Raw genomic sequence first — 14048 nt, forward strand, 5'->3', positions numbered from 1 at the left:
GCCCCCGGGCGTTCAGATCTGAGCCAACGCCTGCTCCACGTCCGCCCACAGGTCCTCCGGGTGCTCGATGCCCACCGACATCCGCACCAGCCCCGCACCGATCCCGGCCACCGCCAACTCCTCGTCCGACAGCTGCCGGTGCGAAGTGCTCGCCGGGTGCAGGACCAGGCTGTGCACCCCGCCCAAGGAGGGTGCGAGCGAGGCCAGGCGCACGGACTCGGTGAAGGCCCGGGCCGCCTCGCGGCCGCCAGCGAGGTCGAAGGACAGGACGCCGCCGTGGCCGTCGGGGAGGAGGCGGCGGGCCAGCTCGTGGTCGGGGTGGGCGGGCAGGCCCGGGTAGTGGACGGCAGTGACCGCGGGGTGGGTGGAGAGGCGGCCGGCCAGGTCGAGGGCGCTCTCGCAGTGGCGGCGGACCCGCAGGGCGAGGGTCTGCAGGCCGCGCACGGTCAGCCAGGCGGCGAACGGGTCGATGGCGGCGCCGAGTTCGAGGGAGTGCTGCCACACCGCGCGGTGCGCTTCGGCCTCGGCGAAGACGGCGATCCCGGCGAGGACGTCCGAGTGCCCGCCCAAGTACTTGGTGGCGGAGTGGACCACGATGTCGGCGCCGTGCTCGATCGGGCGGCAGAGCAGCGGGGTCGCGAAGGTGTTGTCGACCACGCTCACCACGCCCACCCGCTTGGCGACGGCGATCAGCCCGGGCAGGTCGGTGACCCTGGTGGTCGGGTTGGAGACCGTCTCCAGGTACAGCAGCCGGGTCTGCGGCCGCAGGGCGGCCCGGACCTCCTCCGGGTCGTCGCCTCCGACGTGGGTGACCTCGACGCCCCGGCGTTCGGCGAGGTCGACGAGCAGGGCGTGGGTGCCGCCGTACAGGCTCCGCTGGGCGATCACGTGGTCGCCGGCGCGCAGCAGGGCGAGCAGCACGGTGGAGATCGCGCCCATGCCGGAGGCGGTGGCGAGGGCGCCGACGCCGCCTTCGAGGTCGGCGACGGCCTGCTCCAGCGAGCGGACGGTCGGGTTGCCGTGCCGGTTGTAGACGAACGCACCGTCCGGTCCGGCGAAGGACCGTGAGAGCGCGTCACTGGAGTCGAAGGCGAACAGGTGGCCCTGGTGCAGCGGCACGCCCATCGGCCGGCTGCCCAGTGCCTCGGCGAGGGGCGGGTGGACGACCCGGCTCTCGGGGCGAAGTCGGTCCTGGCCCTGGTCCTGGTGGCGGTGGGAGTCGTTCATGCCGCCCATCCTCGGGCGCCCGCACCGCCCGGACCAGGGCCAATCGCAGCCGAGTGGTCTGCTCCGGGCGGGAGTTCCGGCCCCACCGCCCGGGAAAGCCGCCCGGCGCCCCTCGCCGGCCCGGCTACTTGCGGCGGCCGAAGATCCGCTTCGCGGCGTAGACGATCCCGACGATCAGCAGCACGAAGAGCAGGATGATCAGGATGACCACGACCAGCAGGAACTTGCCCAGCTTGGCGAAGAAGCCCTTTTTCTTCTTCTTCTCGTCCTTGGCCGCGAGGTGCGCGACATCGGCGGTCGAAGCGGTCGACGTGATCGAGGCGGTCGAGGCGGTCGAGGCGGTCGAGGCGGTCGACGACGCGGCCGACAGGGTGCGCGGCGCGGCGGCCGCGACGGTCCGGGGTGCGGCCACCGCCGTCGCGCTCGACGCCGCGGCGGTGAGGCCGACGGCGGCCAGCAGGGCCACCAGGGCGCCGGCTATCGAACGTGCGATCCGGTGAGTCATCGTGCTCCTCGTACGGGTCCGGGATGGCGTGGCCGTGTTCGGCCAATCAAGCAATTTCTCATGGTCTGACCAGCAGGTTTTCTGGTCCGCGCCTAGTATGCTCCACTGAAGTTCTACAGCGGTGTAAAAGTTTAGCGACGGGCCTCGCCCGGATCGGCTCCGGCCCCGGGCCGCGCAAGCCCACCGCTTCGACGGGGGCACCGTGGCAACTGTGGAGGATGACGACATGTCTGGCCGCAAGGGTTCCCCCGAATCCGGGATTTCGCCGCACCGGGCGGGCGGACGGCGGGCGGCGGGCGGGAAGGGCACTCCGGAACGGGGTGCCACGGCCGGCCAGGACGCCAAGAAGATACCGGACGCCCGCTCCACCGGGCGGGCCAAGAAGAAGCCCACGAAGAAGCCCACGAAGAAGCCCAAGCGCAGCACCAAGGAGAAGGTGCTCTGGACGACCGCCGGCTGCACCGCGCTCGTGGTCCTCGCCGGCGGCGCCCTCTACTACCGGCTCAACGGCAACATCAGCACCTTCGACCGCGACGCCGTCAGCAAGGACCGCCCGGAGGCCGCAGCCCCGGACGCCCAGGGCCGCACCCCGGTGAACGTCCTGCTGATCGGCTCGGACAGCCGCGGCAACGGCAACAGCGACCTGGGCGGCGGCGGGGACGGCGGCGCCCGCTCGGACACCGCGATCCTGTTGCACGTCTACGCCGACCACAAGCACGCCGTCGGCATCTCCATCCCCCGCGACTCCCTGGTCACCATCCCGCCGTGCAAGCTCCCCAACGGCAAGTGGACCAAGGAGCAGAGCAATGTGATGTTCAACAGCGCCTTCTCCGTGGGCGACACCGAACAGGGCAACCCGGCCTGCACCCAGAACGCCGTCGAGAAGCTCACCAACCTGCGGGTCGACCACACCATGGTGGTGGACTTCAACGGCTTCGCCGCGATGACCAAGGCGGTCGGCGGCGTCGAGGTCTGCCTGCCCAACGACATCCACGAGGGGGACCTCAACCCCAACCTGGGCCACAAGGGCAAGCTGGTCTTCGCCAAGGGCAAGCAGCGGGTCGAGGGCCAGTCCGCGCTCGACTACGTCCGGATCCGCCACGGCATCGGCGACGGCTCCGACATCGGCCGCACCAAGCGCCAGCAGGCCTTCCTCTCCTCCCTCATCAAGGAGGTCAAGTCCCGCGGCATGGACCCGACCACCCTGCTGCCGCTGGCCGACGCGGCCACCAAGTCGCTGACCGTCGACCCCGACCTCGGCTCGGCGGCCAAGCTGCTCGACTTCGCCATGTCCGTCAAGGACGTGGACCTGCACGACGTCAAGTTCCTCACCGCGCCCTGGCGTTACGAGGGCCCGCGGGTCGCCCTGGTGCACCCGGACATCGATCAGCTCTGGGCCGCGCTCAAGGCCGACCGCACCATCGACGGCCAGGACGCGAGCGCCCCGGCCGCCGCCGGCTCCGCCGCCCCCACCGCTCCCGCCGCCGAAGCCCCGCCCACCCCGACCGCCGCCCCGAACGCCAAGGCCGCCGACATCAGGGTCTCGGTGCTCAACGGCACCGGCGAGGCCGGGCTCGGCGGCAAGGCCGCGGAGGCCGTCAAGGGCGCCGGCTACACCGTCACCACCGTCGGCAACGCGGCCGGAAAGCCCCGCAGCACCACCGTCGTCGAGTACGGCGCGGGCGAGCGCACCTCCGCCGAGGCGGTCGCCAAGTTGTTCCCGGGCGCGACCGTCCAGGCCGGCGGCAAGGGCATCAGCGTCGTCCTCGGCCACGACTTCGCGGCCGCGAGCGGCGCCAACCCGGCCACCGGCGGCACCCCCGCCGCCCCGGCCCCGCTGCCCACCAGCGTCAGCGGCGCCGCCCGCTCGGCGGACGACGACCCCTGCGCCAACGTCTCGTACGGCTGAGCCCGCTCCGGCGCAGGGCCGAGCGGCGGCAGGCCGACGCGAAACCGCGGGGCGCTCCCGGACCAGCGGTCCCGGGAGCGCCCCTCCACCGATCACCCCGGGGCGGTGTCAGACCGGTTGTCCCCAGCCGTAGCCCCGTCAGCGCCCCGTCAGCGCCGCGTCCCGCAGGACGGGCAGAACGCGGCGCCGTCCGGGACGTCCTGGTGGCAGCTCGTGCACTGGACGGACTGCGCCAGCCGGTACCCGCAGCCCGGGCAGAACGGCGTGCCGTGCGTCTCGGTGTGGCACTGCGGGCAGACCAGCTGGCGCGGCGTGTTCACGTCGAACTCGGCGCCGGACTGCTGCCCGGCCCTGTACGCCCGCTCGCCGGCCGCGTCGTTGAGGCCCCGGTGCTGCGCCGCCATCGCCTCGGCCGCGGTGTCCGGGGCGCAGTTGTGGCACAGGCCCTGGGCGGGGTTGAAGCAGCGGCCGCAGACGTAGTGGGTGCACCGGGCGCAACGGTTGAAGTGCGTCTGGGCGTTGGAGATCGCGCGCTGGAAGGCGGCGTCCCGCGTGCTCCCCCAGGTCTGGCCGGCCAGGCCGTCGGCGGCATTGCTGATGGTGTTGGCGCTGCCGCCGATGAGGTTCCAGGCCGCGCTGACGCCCTTGCCTATCCAGCCGGCCATCTGACCGGTCCGGAACGCCTCGAACGGCGAGCGCCAGGTGTCCGAGCAGCGGTAGCAGTAGAACTCGAACTGGAAGCCCGCACCGGTACCGTGCTGCTCGCACAGGTCACGGTAGTTGCTGCTGAAGTAGATCTCCGAAGTCACGTCGTCCCCGGTTGCTGAAAGTGGCATGTCGGCGGTCGCTCCCAGGGACGATAGGGCTCGCCGAACGGTTCCGCCAAGGAGTTGCGACGCGGCTGCTCAGAGGCCCGACACCGGCAGCAGCAGCACCCGCGTCGGGTCGAAGCGCTCCCAGTACGCCGGCTGCCCGCTGCGGCCGACCCGCAGTCGGCACCACCGCCGCCCGGCCGCGTCCTGCCACCAGCCGCTGATCCGGCCGAGCGCCCAGGTGCCGTCACCCAGGTCCACCTCGACCGGCTGGTAGACCCACCGGACGTCCGGGCCCGCCACACCTGCCGGGCCCACCGGATCCGCCGCACCCTCCGCGCTTGACGCGGCTGTCCGGTCCACCGCGCCTGCCGGGTCCGCCGTCTCCCCGTCGCTCCGGGGACCGCACTGACTCTCCATCACGGCTCCGCCTCCCGGTCCGGCCCCGGCCGCCGCCGCCCGGTCAGGGGCGGCCGCACGGCCGGGTGCAGCTCGTCCCCGAGACTCTACAGGCGTGTAGAGAACGGCGGGAGGTGTTCGCCCGAAGCCGGGAAACCGGGCCGGTTCAACGGCTCTTTCGCCCCGACGCCCAACGGGCCGAGGCCCAGCGCCCCTTGGCCCCGGCCGCCGAGCGCCGGCGCCGCCACAGCGCGACCGGCAGGACCCCGGCCAGCGCGAGCGCATCCGGCACCGGCGGCGCCTCGAACGGGGCGCCGGCGGCCCCGGCCGCCCCGGCCGGCACCTTGTCGAAGGTGTCCGGGACCGGCAGGGTGGACCAGTCCGACAGCGGCCAGGCGACCACGAAGGCCCGGCCGACCACGTTGTCCACCGGCACGAAGCCGTCACCGGTCTCGTTGTGGTGCCAGCGGGAGTCCCGCGAGTTGTTGCGGTGGTCGCCCATCACCCAGAGCTTGCCCTTGGGGACGGTGATGCTGCCGACCGGGTCGTTGTCGCAGGGCGTCGAACCGGGGAAGAGGTACGGCTCGTCCAGCGCGACGCCGTTCACCTTCACCGGGCCACCCGCCACGCACTCGACGGTGTCCCCGCCGACCGCGATCACACGCTTGATCAGGTCCTTCTCGTCCGCCGAGGGCATCAGGCCGACGGTGCTCAGCGCCTTCTGCAGGGTGCCCGTGAAGGAGTTGCCGGGGCTCGTCGGCACGCTCTCCAGCCAGCCGCCCGGGTCGCGGAAGACCACCACCTCCCCGCGCTCGGGCTTCGCACCGAACCACGGGGTGAACTTGTCGACCAGCACCCGGTCACCGATCGCCAGCGTCTGCTCCATCGAACCGGAGGGGATGGAGAAGGCCTGCACGAAGAAGGTCTTGATGCCGAGCGACAGCAGCAGTGCGATCACCAGCAGGATCGGCAGCTCCTGCCAGAACGGCCGCTTCTTGCGCGGGTTCTTCACCTCCGCACCCGCACCGGCGCCCGCACGAGTACCGGCGTCCGGGGCCGGGGCCGCCCCCTCCTCCGCCCCCGAACCGGCCCGGCCGTCCCCGGCCCGATCGCGTTCCCCGGCTCCGTCACTCTCACCGGACTCCGCGCTCTGCTGCACACTCATCTTCTCGGCCCCTCCCGACGGCCCGACGGGAGTCGTGGAGAAGACCCCCTGTCAGGAACGAACCTACCGAACAGAGGTTCCCGGTCGCGCCCGGACGTGCATTCGCTCGCCCTGCGGACCGAACAGGCTGAGGAACTCCACCGGGTGCGGGCCGGCGTTGCCGAAGGCGTGCGGGGTGCGGGTGTCGAACTCGGCGGCCTCGCCGGCGGTCAGTACCAGGTCGCGCGCGCCGAGCACCAGCCGCAGCCGGCCGGACAGCACGTACAGCCACTCGTAGCCCTCGTGCACCTTCAACTCCGGCTCGGGCTCGGTGTTCCGGCCCGGCGGCACGATGTGCTTGAACGCGTGCATCCCGCCCAGGTGACGGGTGAGCGGGATGATCGTCTGACCGTTCCTGGTCACCGGGCGCGGGTGGATCCGCGGGTCACCGGTGGCCGGTGCACCGACGAGTTCGTCCAACGGCACCCGGTACTCCCGGGCCAGCGGCAGCAGCAGTTCCAGGGTCGGCTTGCGCTGCCCGGACTCCAGCCGGGACAGGGTGCTGAGCGAGATCCCGGTCGCGGCGGCCAGTTTGGCGAGCGTGGTGCCGCGCTCCCGCCGCAGGGCGCGCAGCCGGGGGCCCACCGTGGTGAGGACGCTCTCGAACTCTTCGTCGACCATGCCTGCCATTTGCCGCCATGGCAACGGCCCTTGTCAATCCGGCACACGGGTGAGGCCCTGCGTTCCGGGGCCCTATCCTCGCGTCATGCGCATCCACCTCACCCGGGACTCCGTCGCGGCCGGCGACGACGTCGACGCCCCGCACCACGCGACGGTCGACCTGCCCGACGGCCTCGACACCCCGGACGCCCTCGCCGCCCTCGACCTCCCCCGCGCATGGCTGCCGCAGATCGGCGGCGGCCGGGCCACCTGGGTGGTGCGCGGCGCCGACGGCACCCCGCTGGCCGTCCTCGCCCAGCAGTGGCCGCAAGCGCGCCCGCTCCCGGCCGGCCTGGGCCCGCTCGCCGCTCTGGCCGGGCCGGACGGCACCGTCCGCCTGCACGTCGAGTACCGGCGCCAGCTCGACCCGGACGCCGAGTACGAACGGCTCGGCTGAGTCCTTGACGCCGCCGGGCGCGCCGTTCCTGACGCTTCCTCAGCGCCCTCCCGGCGGAGCCCGCCTGCGGTCAGAACCGGGTTGCGGTCAGATCCGGTTGCGGTCAGAGCCAGTTGCGGCGCTTGAAGACCAGGTACAGCCCGGTGCAGACCAGCGCCATCAGCCCGATCGCGAAGGGGTAGCCGAAGGCCCACTTGAGCTCCGGCATGTCCGCGAAGTTCATCCCGTACACCGTCCCGATCAGGGTCGGCGCGAACAGGATGGCGGCCCAGGAGGAGATCTTCTTGATCTCGTCGTTCTGGGCGTGCCCCGCCTCGGCGAGCTGCTTCATCTCCTCGTTCTGCCGCTGCGAGACCAGCGTCGCGTTCACGGTCAGGATGTTCTGCAGCATCTGCCGGAAGCCGTCCACCCGCTCGGCGGCGTAGGTGGCGTGGTCGGCCACGTCGCGCAGGTAGCGCTGGAGCTCGTCGTCGGTGCCGTACTTGCCGAAGCCCGCCTCCAGGCTCTTCATGATCTCCAGCAGCGGCCGGGTGGCCCGCTGCAGCTCGATCACCTCGCGGGACAACTCGTAGATGCGGCGGGAGACCTGCGGGTCGCCGCCGAACACCTCGGTCTCGATCTCGTCGATGTCGTGCTGGAGCCCGGCGATCACCGGCGCGTAGCCGTCCACCACGGCGTCCAGCACCGCGTACAGCACCGCCTCCGGGCCCAGCGCCAGCAGCTCCGGGTCGGCCTCCAGCCGGCGGCGCACCGCGGACAGGTCCGGGGCCTGGGAGTGGCGGACGGTGAGCACGAAGTCGGGGCCGACGAAGAGGTGGATCTCGCCGAAGTCGACCTCCTCCGCCTCGTCCAGGTAGCGGGCGGCACGCAGCACCACGAACAGGGTGTCGCCGTAGCGCTCCAGCTTCGGCCGCTGGTGGGCGACGATGGCGTCCTCGACGGCCAGTTCGTGCAGGTTGAACCGGTCCGCGGCCTCCAGCAGCTGCGCCGCGGCGGGGCGGAAGAGGCCGATCCAGGCCATCGCCCCCGGCTGATCGGGCAGCGCGCGGTAGATGTCGGCCAGGTCGCTGGGCGTGTCCGTCCGGCGACCGTCCCGGTAGACCGCCGCGTCCACCAGGGAACGCTCCAGCGCCACCGGGTCGACCGGCTGGTCGGAGCGCGGGTCCATCGAGTGCTCGGGCGCCGGCTGGGTATCCGCGGGCCGGGTCGCGGGACGGGAGAACGGACGCTTGCTCGCGCGCACGGCGCGCACACGCCAGTCGGACATGGCGGGGAACCTCCACGGTGGATGCCCGGCCGTCGTGCCCCGGCAGGGGCGGGCCGGAGGCGCCCGGCCGGCCGCCACGCGCACGGCGCGACCGGCGGCACCCGAGCCGGGAGGCCGGGGTCAGCGCCGCACGGGAGCCGTACGGGAGGAGGAATGCCGGGTGCCGCGAGTGGTGCGGGACAACCGGGGGCGGGGCCTACTTCGGCCCGTACTACTGCACTCCACGGCTCCCACCTCCTCGTCTCCGCGCGCCCGCGCAACCGGACGGGCGCCGACACGACCCCGTCGAGTCTAGTACCCGCCCGACCCGCTCACCCACCGGGCCGCCGCACACGGCTGCCCCGCCGGGCTGCGCGCCGCCCCGGCTACCCCTGGATCCGGCCCCGGGTCCGGCCCTCGGCCCACGGTCCGGGTCCGGGTCCGGTTCCGCGTCAACAGCCTTCCCGTGCAGCGGCGTTCGTCCAGGTGAAGCCGGTACGGAGGGGCGTGCGCGCCACTACGCTACGTGTCATGACTTCTTCGGAGAGGGCCCCGGGGCGGGGCACTGCGGTGGTGATCGGCGGCGGGCTGGCCGGGTTGGCGGCGGCCTGGGCGCTGCGCGGCTTCGCGGAGCGGATCGTCGTCGTGGAGCGGGACCGGTACCCGGCGGAGGCGGCGTTCCGGGCCGGAGTGCCGCAGGGGCGCCACGCGCACCTGGTGCTGGAGGCCGGGCACCGGGCGCTGGAGGAGATGATGCCCGGGATCAAACAGGAGCTGACGGCCGCGGGCGCGCTCCGGGTGGCCGCCTCGGAGGTCAAGTGGCTCAGCTCCGCCGGGTGGATGGCCGACTACCCGGCGCGGATGGCCTTCCTCTCCTGCACCCGGCCGGTGCTGGACAAGCTGGTGCTGGACCGGGTCCGCACCGAGGCCTCGATCGAGTTCCTGGAGGGCACCGACGTGGTCGGCCTGCTCGGGTCCGCCGGGGCGGTGACCGGGGTGAAGGTGCGCGAACGCGGCCCGCAGCGCGACTCGGAGCAGGGCTCGCAGCAGGGCTCGCAGGGCTCGGAGCCGGGCTCGCCGCGCGACTCGGTGCGCGACTCGGTGCGCGGCGAAGTCCGTGACATCGCAGCCGAGTTGGTGATCGACGCGGCGGGCCGCTCGACCGCGGTGCCGAAGTGGCTGGCGGAGCTCGGCTGCCGTCCGGTGCCCGAGGAGCGGGTGGACGCGGGCGTCGCGTACTCCTCCCGGCTGTTCCACCGGCCGGCCGGGGTCGACCTCGGCGGCCAGGCGGTCTACCTCCAGACCAAGGCCCCGGACGCACCGCGGATGGGCGTCCTGCTACCGGTCGAGGACGACCGCTGGATCGTCAGCCTCGCCGGGATGCGCGGCGCCGAACCCGAGCCCGGCGAGGAGGGGTTCGCCAAGCACCTGGCCGGACTGCGTGACCCGCTCCTGCGCGAGGCCCTGCGGGAGGCCGAACCGGCGGGCGAGGTCCGCGGCTTCCTCCCCGGCCCGGGCGTGCGCCGTCACTACGAACGCGCCTGCCCGGAAGGCCTGGTGGCGGTCGGCGACGCCGCGAGCACCTTCAACCCGGTGTACGGCCAGGGCGTCACCGTCGCCCTGTTCTGCGCCCGGGAACTGCGCCGCACCGCGCTTCGGCACGGCGGCATCGGGCACGTCACGGCCCGGGAGTCGCGGCGCGCCATCGCGACGGCCTCCAAGAACCCGTGGGTGATGTCCTGCGCCGAGGACGCCCGCTTCGACACCACCACGGGCGCGCCGTCCGGCGCCCTGCTCAGGCTCCAGCACCGCTTCCTGGACAAGGTGCTGGCCGGCGCCACCCGCGACCCGGTGGTCACCGAGGCGTTCCACGAGGTGCTGTCCCTGGTGGCGCCGCCGTCGCTGCTGTTCCGCCCGTCGGTGCTCGGCGCCGTCCTGCGGGGCTGACCGGGCCGCCGGGAGCCGTACCAGAGCGGCGGTTACGGCTCCCGGCGGCGGTCGCGCCCGCTACCCGTCGAGGTGCGCCGCGACGTACGGCAGCGCCACCTGTTCCAGCGCGCCCCGGCCGAACGCCGGGTGGACGTTGACCTCGAAGACCACGCCGCCGCTCTCCGCAGCGAGGTCCACGCCCGCGAGGTCGAGCCCCAGGGAGGCGGCTGCGGAGATCGCCAACTCGGCTAGCCCGTCCGGCAGTTCATGCTCATCCAGCAGGGTGGACACGGCGCCGCGGCACTCGTTGCAGGGCGCGTCCGGGTCCGCCTGGACGTGCTCGACCGCACGCACCACCCGGCCGTGCAGCACCACCACCCGGTACTGGTGGCGACGGCCGTCCGGGAGGAAGTTCCGGGCGTCGCGGGCGATCAGCCAGTCCGCCCCCGCCCGCGCGTAGTGGCCCGCGGCGGCCGCGAGTTGGGCGTGGGTGGTGACGTGGAAGACGTCCTCGCCGCCCATCCCGACGCAGGGCCTGGCCCAGACGTCTCCGCCCAGCCGCTCGAAGGCCCCGGCGGCCGCCTGCAGGCTCGGCCGGGACAGTGCGACGCTGGGCATCTGCGGGACGCCGTCCCGGTGGAACCGGGCGACGGTGGCGTCCTTCTCGGTGGCCGCCCGCCAGGCCTCCGCGTCCGTCCCGAGCGAGCGGGCGCCGCACTTGCGCAGCATCAGCTGGGAGTCCTCGAACGCGCGGCGCCGGTGCGGCGGGATCTCGTAGACCACCACGGCGTCGGCGGTCACGGCCCGGCCGTCCGCCAGCAGCCGGACCCGGCCCCCGTCGTCGGCCTCGATCCGGCCGCTGCCGCCGGTCATGAAGTGCCGGGCGTCCAGCTGTACGGGTTCCCGGCCGGTCAGCGTCCGGGCGGCGGCGGCGAGCACCGTCCGGCTTCCTTCGGTCGAGCTGTGATCGGTCAGGAGTACGAGATCGCGTCGGCCCATGCGGCCATGGAAGCGGCCGTCGCGCGACCGCGACAAGACGGCCCGGTGCGCCACCGGCGGGCCGCCGTGGCCGAAACCGCGCCGTACCGTGCCGCGCCGTACCTTTCCGCGCCGGCCGCACCGATTGCAGCCCCTGAATTCGGATGCGACCGCTCCCGGCGCCCGCTACCGTGGCCCGCATGTCGACGCCCCGAATTTCCTAGCTGACGGACCCGCCTCCACGCCACCCGTGTGTCCATCAGCTGTTTCGGAGCGTTATCCCATGATCACCACCCGTGGTGTCGACGTGCGCGTCGGCGCCCGTCTGCTGCTGTCCGATGTCACCCTGCACGTCGCCCCCGGCGACCGGATCGGCCTGGTCGGCCGCAACGGCGCCGGCAAGACGACCCTGCTCGCCACCCTCGCCGGGCAGTTGGCGCCCGCCGCCGGAACGGTCTCCCGGACCGGAGCCGTCGGCTACCTCCCGCAGGACTCCCGCACCGCCGACCCGGCCGCCACCGTCAGCGACCGCATCCTGTCCGCCCGCGGCCTGGACACCGCTGTCCGCGCGCTGCGCGCCGCCGAGGAGGCGATGGCCTCGGCCGGCTCCCCGGCCCAGGAGCGCCGGGCGATGGACGGGTACGCCCGCGCCGAGGCCACCTTCCAGGCCCGCGGCGGCTACGCGGCCGAGGCCGAGGCCGCCCGGGTCGCGGCCGGACTCGGGCTGCCCGCCCGGGTGATGGACTCCCCGGTCGGCACCCTCTCCGGCGGTCAGCGCCGCCGGGTCGAACTGGCCCGGATCCTGTTCGCCGACCACGACACCCTGCTGCTGGACGAGCCGACCAACCACCTGGACGCCGACGCCGTCGCCTGGCTGCGCGGCTTCCTCACCACCCGCCGGGGCGGGGTGGTGCTGATCAGCCACGACCTCGGCCTGCTGGAGGCGACCGTCAACCGGGTCTTCCACCTGGACCCGCAGCGCGCCGCGATCGACATCCACAACACCGGCTGGCAGGCCCACCTCACCCAGCGCGCCGCCGACGCGCGCCGGCGCACCCGGGAGCGGGCCAACGCCGAACGCAAGGCCGCCGCACTGCACACCCAGGCGGACCGGATGCGGGCCAACGTCGCCACCGCGACCACCGCCCGCAGCATGGCCCGGCGCGCCGACCGGATGCTCGCCGAGCTCGAACCCGTCCGGCAGGCCGAGCGCACCGCCCGGATCCGGCTGCCCGAGCCCGCACCCTGCGGCCGGATGCCGCTCGGTGCGATCAGCCTCGCCAAGTCCTACGCCGGCCGACCGGTCCTGACCGGCCTCGACCTGGCCGTGGACCGGGGCAGCCGACTGGTCGTGCTCGGCCGCAACGGCGCCGGCAAGACCACCCTGTTGCGGATCCTGGCCGGGCAGGAGAGCCCCGACGCGGGCCGGGTCGTGCCCGGACCAGGGCTGCGGCTCGGCTACTTCGCCCAGGAGCACGACACCCTGGACCCGGCCCGCAGCGTCCGGGACAACCTCGCCCAGGCCGCACCCGACCTCGACGACGGCCGGCTCCGGCACGTGCTCGGCGCGTTCCTCTTCCGCGGCGACGACGCCGACAAGCCCGCCGGCGTGCTCTCCGGCGGCGAGAAGACCCGCCTCGCCCTGGCAGGCCTGGTCCACTCCGGGGCCAACGTCCTGCTCCTGGACGAGCCCACCAACAACCTGGACCCGGCCTCCCGCACCGAAGTCCTCGGCGCGGTCGGCACCTACCCGGGCGCCCTCGTGATGGTCACCCACGACCCGGGCGCCATCGAGGCCCTGCGCCCCGACCGCGTCCTGCTCCTGCCGGACGGCGACGAGGACCTCTGGCACGACTCCTACCTGCACCTGGTCGTCCAGGCCTAGGCCCACCCGCTACGGGCCCGCGCGCAACAACAGGCGCTCGGACTACGGCTTCCGGGCCTCGATCAGGAACCGCGCCGAGTGGGCGACGAACGGCCCCTCGGCGCGGATCCTCGCGTCCAGCTCACGCAGCCGGTCGAGGTGGGCGGCCACGGTGAAACCCGGGACCATCCAGATCACCTTGCGCAGGAAGTAGACCACCGCGCCGATGTCGCGGAACTCCATCCGCAGCCGCTCGGAGCGCAGGTCCACCACCTCCAGCCCGGCCTCCCGGGCCTCGGCGCTCTCGGCCTCGGGGCGACGGCCCTCGCGCGCCTGCGGCTGCGGCCCGAGGAAGTACTCGACCAGCTCGAAGACGGACGCCGGGCCGACGTGCTGCGCGAAGTAGCTGCCGCCGGGCCGCAGTACCCGGGCGATCTCCGCCCACCAGGCCCGCACCGGGTGGCGGCTGCTGACCAGCTCGAAGGCCTCGTCCGCGAAGGGCAGCGGCGGCTCGTCCGGGTCCGCGACGACCACCGCGCCCAGCGGGTTCAGCAGGCGCGTGGCGCGGGCCAGGTTCGGCGGCCAGGACTCGGTCGCCGCCAGGACGGTCGGGCGGCGCCCCTGCGCGCCCTCGGCGTGACCGTGGGCACCCCCGGCCTGCCCGCGCGCCTCGGCGAGCCGCAGGGCGCCGGCAAGGACCTCGCCGCCGCCGGTCTGGATGTCCAGGGCCGACGTCGCCGCGCCCAGCCGCTCGGCCAGCAGCCGCTGGTAGCCCCAGGATGGGCGCTCCTCGGTGGCCCGGCCGTCCAACCAGGAGAAGTCCCAGCCGTCCACGGACACGGCCTCGGCCTCGGCGATCAGCTCTTCGAAGGTGCGCATGCCCGCATCATCCCGGCGACGGCTCCGCCGGGCCACCGG

The 14048-nt window shown here is 73.8% G+C and carries 13 protein-coding genes; 4 read left to right on the plus strand and 9 right to left on the minus strand.

The genetic code is table 11. The features are described from left to right. Nucleotides 1-12: 12 nt before the first annotated feature. Together BX285_RS35580 and BX285_RS35585 are read right to left on the minus strand one after the other, a co-directional pair. The gene (locus BX285_RS35580; RefSeq protein ID WP_121179649.1) at nt 13-1227 is read right to left on the minus strand and encodes a PLP-dependent aspartate aminotransferase family protein; all 1215 of its coding nucleotides are present in this window, start codon (nt 1225-1227) and stop codon (nt 13-15) included. A 124-nt stretch (nt 1228-1351) separates the two neighbouring features. Continuing rightward, complete coding sequence (locus BX285_RS35585) at nt 1352-1732, minus strand: hypothetical protein (RefSeq protein ID WP_121179650.1); 381 nt, start codon at nt 1730-1732, stop codon at nt 1352-1354. Nucleotides 1733-1958: 226 nt separating this feature from the next. On the opposite strand from BX285_RS35585, the gene BX285_RS35590 reads away from it, so the two are divergent. Continuing rightward, nucleotides 1959-3641 (plus strand): LCP family protein, encoded by a 1683-nt coding sequence (locus BX285_RS35590; RefSeq protein WP_121179651.1) that lies wholly within the window; start codon nt 1959-1961, stop codon nt 3639-3641. Nucleotides 3642-3790: 149 nt separating this feature from the next. On the opposite strand, the gene BX285_RS35595 is transcribed toward BX285_RS35590, so the two are convergent. From BX285_RS35595 to BX285_RS35610, 4 genes are all read right to left on the minus strand, one after another. Further along, nucleotides 3791-4477, minus strand: a complete 687-nt coding sequence (locus BX285_RS35595; RefSeq protein ID WP_097234609.1) for a double zinc ribbon domain-containing protein — start codon at nt 4475-4477, stop codon at nt 3791-3793. Between the two features lie 69 nt (nt 4478-4546). After that, the gene (locus tag BX285_RS35600) at nt 4547-4771 is read right to left on the minus strand and encodes a hypothetical protein (protein ID WP_179852619.1); all 225 of its coding nucleotides are present in this window, start codon (nt 4769-4771) and stop codon (nt 4547-4549) included. Nucleotides 4772-5018: 247 nt separating this feature from the next. Further along, on the minus strand, nt 5019-6017 hold the full coding sequence (gene lepB / locus BX285_RS35605; RefSeq protein ID WP_121179652.1) for a signal peptidase I: 999 nt from the start codon (nt 6015-6017) through the stop codon (nt 5019-5021). Nucleotides 6018-6080: 63 nt separating this feature from the next. After that, on the minus strand, nt 6081-6677 hold the full coding sequence (locus BX285_RS35610) for a helix-turn-helix domain-containing protein (RefSeq protein WP_097239744.1): 597 nt from the start codon (nt 6675-6677) through the stop codon (nt 6081-6083). A gap of 85 nt (nt 6678-6762) precedes the next feature. On the opposite strand from BX285_RS35610, the gene BX285_RS35615 reads away from it, so the two are divergent. Beyond that, nucleotides 6763-7113 (plus strand): hypothetical protein, encoded by a 351-nt coding sequence (locus BX285_RS35615; RefSeq protein WP_121179653.1) that lies wholly within the window; start codon nt 6763-6765, stop codon nt 7111-7113. Nucleotides 7114-7216: 103 nt separating this feature from the next. On the opposite strand, the gene BX285_RS35620 is transcribed toward BX285_RS35615, so the two are convergent. Continuing rightward, entirely contained in the window at nt 7217-8380 is a 1164-nt protein-coding gene (locus tag BX285_RS35620) for a magnesium and cobalt transport protein CorA (RefSeq protein WP_121179654.1), read from the minus strand. A 510-nt stretch (nt 8381-8890) separates the two neighbouring features. Between BX285_RS35620 and BX285_RS35625 the strand changes: the two genes are divergently transcribed. Further along, entirely contained in the window at nt 8891-10306 is a 1416-nt protein-coding gene (locus BX285_RS35625; protein ID WP_259470999.1) for an NAD(P)/FAD-dependent oxidoreductase, read from the plus strand. Between the two features lie 60 nt (nt 10307-10366). On the opposite strand, the gene BX285_RS35630 is transcribed toward BX285_RS35625, so the two are convergent. Further along, nucleotides 10367-11287 carry a RimK family alpha-L-glutamate ligase gene (locus tag BX285_RS35630; RefSeq protein WP_121179656.1) on the minus strand — a complete coding sequence of 307 codons (921 nt, stop codon included), beginning with the start codon at nt 11285-11287 and terminating at the stop codon, nt 10367-10369. A gap of 262 nt (nt 11288-11549) precedes the next feature. Between BX285_RS35630 and BX285_RS35635 the strand changes: the two genes are divergently transcribed. Then, nucleotides 11550-13151: an ABC-F family ATP-binding cassette domain-containing protein gene (locus tag BX285_RS35635; protein ID WP_183107363.1), complete on the plus strand. Its 1602-nt coding sequence runs from the start codon at nt 11550-11552 to the stop codon at nt 13149-13151. Nucleotides 13152-13193: 42 nt separating this feature from the next. On the opposite strand, the gene BX285_RS35640 is transcribed toward BX285_RS35635, so the two are convergent. Further along, nucleotides 13194-14009: a methyltransferase domain-containing protein gene (locus BX285_RS35640; protein ID WP_121179657.1), complete on the minus strand. Its 816-nt coding sequence runs from the start codon at nt 14007-14009 to the stop codon at nt 13194-13196. Between the last annotated feature and the right edge of the window lie 39 nt (nt 14010-14048).

The sequence above is a fragment of the Streptomyces sp. 1114.5 genome (assembly GCF_003635085.1).
Taxonomy (GTDB): domain Bacteria; phylum Actinomycetota; class Actinomycetes; order Streptomycetales; family Streptomycetaceae; genus Kitasatospora.

What these genes read in the sequence shown, in the direction of transcription:
- BX285_RS35580 (WP_121179649.1), bottom strand. Translation starts at nt 1,227, where the DNA reads ATGAACGACTCCCACCGCCACCAGGACCAGGGCCAGGACCGACTTCGC.
- BX285_RS35585 (WP_121179650.1), bottom strand. Translation starts at nt 1,732, where the DNA reads ATGACTCACCGGATCGCACGTTCGATAGCCGGCGCCCTGGTGGCCCTG.
- BX285_RS35590 (WP_121179651.1), top strand. Translation starts at nt 1,959, where the DNA reads ATGTCTGGCCGCAAGGGTTCCCCCGAATCCGGGATTTCGCCGCACCGG.
- BX285_RS35595 (WP_097234609.1), bottom strand. Translation starts at nt 4,477, where the DNA reads ATGCCACTTTCAGCAACCGGGGACGACGTGACTTCGGAGATCTACTTC.
- lepB (WP_121179652.1), bottom strand. Translation starts at nt 6,017, where the DNA reads ATGAGTGTGCAGCAGAGCGCGGAGTCCGGTGAGAGTGACGGAGCCGGG.
- BX285_RS35610 (WP_097239744.1), bottom strand. Translation starts at nt 6,677, where the DNA reads ATGGTCGACGAAGAGTTCGAGAGCGTCCTCACCACGGTGGGCCCCCGG.
- BX285_RS35615 (WP_121179653.1), top strand. Translation starts at nt 6,763, where the DNA reads ATGCGCATCCACCTCACCCGGGACTCCGTCGCGGCCGGCGACGACGTC.
- BX285_RS35620 (WP_121179654.1), bottom strand. Translation starts at nt 8,380, where the DNA reads ATGTCCGACTGGCGTGTGCGCGCCGTGCGCGCGAGCAAGCGTCCGTTC.
- BX285_RS35625 (WP_259470999.1), top strand. Translation starts at nt 8,891, where the DNA reads ATGACTTCTTCGGAGAGGGCCCCGGGGCGGGGCACTGCGGTGGTGATC.
- BX285_RS35630 (WP_121179656.1), bottom strand. Translation starts at nt 11,287, where the DNA reads ATGGGCCGACGCGATCTCGTACTCCTGACCGATCACAGCTCGACCGAA.
- BX285_RS35635 (WP_183107363.1), top strand. Translation starts at nt 11,550, where the DNA reads ATGATCACCACCCGTGGTGTCGACGTGCGCGTCGGCGCCCGTCTGCTG.
- BX285_RS35640 (WP_121179657.1), bottom strand. Translation starts at nt 14,009, where the DNA reads ATGCGCACCTTCGAAGAGCTGATCGCCGAGGCCGAGGCCGTGTCCGTG.